Genomic DNA, 1,373 nt, shown 5'->3' with positions numbered 1-1,373 from the left:
CTCAGTGGTTTTGCCGCTAGAACGATGGCCTACCAGTCTGTAACGTTCCGGAAGGCGACGAGGGTCAAGACGCCTGAAAAATTGCCTGTAAGGACTCCTGGGACGTTCCACATACCAAGCATCAAGCTTATTTGGCGGTATGGGGATAGGCTCGTAAGGATAAAAAGCGTTCTGGATTTACAGCCATCGCTTACTCCGGCTCTATGTCACGTTCGTTATACATCCTGCGCAGTTCATCCAGGCTCATGGTTTTCATCTTTTTCATTTCTTCATCAAACTTGCCTTCCTGGATTTCCCGGAGGCGCTCCTCCAGATGTCTGGACCTTGGGGCAAGGTATTTGCCGTAGAGGCGACGGCAGAGGATGGCAATGTTGTATTGGGGTTCTTCAGCAGGGCAGCGAGCTGAACACAACCCACACATTATGCAGTCAAAGGAAAGGTCAGCCACCCTGGCTATATCTCCCCGCATGGCTGCTGCCATGTACGCCCGCACATCCAGCTCCTGAGGGCAGGATTTGGTGCAGGTGCCACATCCGAGGCAGCGCAATACCTGAGGGTAAAGCTTGAAGATGGTCTCAGGGACAGGCTTGAGTTTGTTTATATCGTAGAGGGCTTTTTCAGCGGGGAAGAAAGGTATCTGGGCCAGGTACATCTCTGGCTGCACCATTGTCTGACAGGCGAGACCCACATACAGTTTGGGGTCGTTGGCGATGCGGTAGACGGTGGCGCATGCGCCGCAGAATCCACCTCTGCACCCTACCCCACGGATGAGCTTATAACCGGCATATTCCATGGCCTTCATGATGGTGAGGCCAGAAGGAACTTCATAGCGCTTGCCCATTATGTAGATGGGGACCATTTCCTCGGCCATAGGATGCACCTCCTCAATGCCCTAATTCCACAAACTCGCTCTCCTTGAAGGTCGCAACCGGCGGCGGTTCGTCCAGGCTGCGGCCCGGCAAGTAGTTGAAAAGCGCCTGAGCCCGCTCGCCGATGGCTGTGAAGAGCGCCCCCACATCAATCCCCACCGGGCACGCCGTTGTGCACATCCCGCACTCCACACAGGAAGTTACCATGTGGTTCATGCGGGTGAGGTGGAAAAGCAAGAGGTCCGGCAGCATCGGCACAGCACCCTTCCGCTCAGCCCAGGCCAGATACTGAGAAGCAGTCCTCTCAAAGGTCTCGGTGCGAAAGACGCAATCGGGGCAGTAGCATATCGGGCAGTTCACCATGCAGTTGTGGCAACGTATGCAGGTGGCAAAGTAGGATTTAAGGCCCTCAATTCCCCGCACCCTCCCGAGGATTTCCGAAAGCACCTCTTTTCGCCTGGCAACCCTCTTTTCCCTCAGGGCAGCCACAGTTTCCGGCTTCGA

The 1,373-nt window shown here is 55.3% G+C and carries 2 protein-coding genes; both read right to left on the bottom strand.

What is annotated here, in order from left to right; genetic code table 11:
* Window positions 1-190 precede the first annotated feature (190 nt).
* A complete protein-coding gene (locus tag NZ653_04280; GenBank protein ID MCS7286334.1) occupies window positions 191-871 on the bottom strand; it encodes a 4Fe-4S dicluster domain-containing protein in 681 nt (226 codons plus the stop codon).
* 13 nt (window positions 872-884) lie between these two features.
* Window positions 885-1,373 (bottom strand): 4Fe-4S dicluster domain-containing protein (locus NZ653_04275; GenBank protein MCS7286333.1); only part of this gene is annotated, 489 nt, incomplete at its 5' end.

The organism is Anaerolineae bacterium, assembly GCA_025062375.1.
In the GTDB taxonomy this organism is placed as follows: Bacteria; Chloroflexota; Anaerolineae; order SpSt-600; family SpSt-600; genus SpSt-600.
Note: the sequence above shows the minus strand (reverse complement) of the source record. Positions and strands in the feature narration are given on the sequence as shown.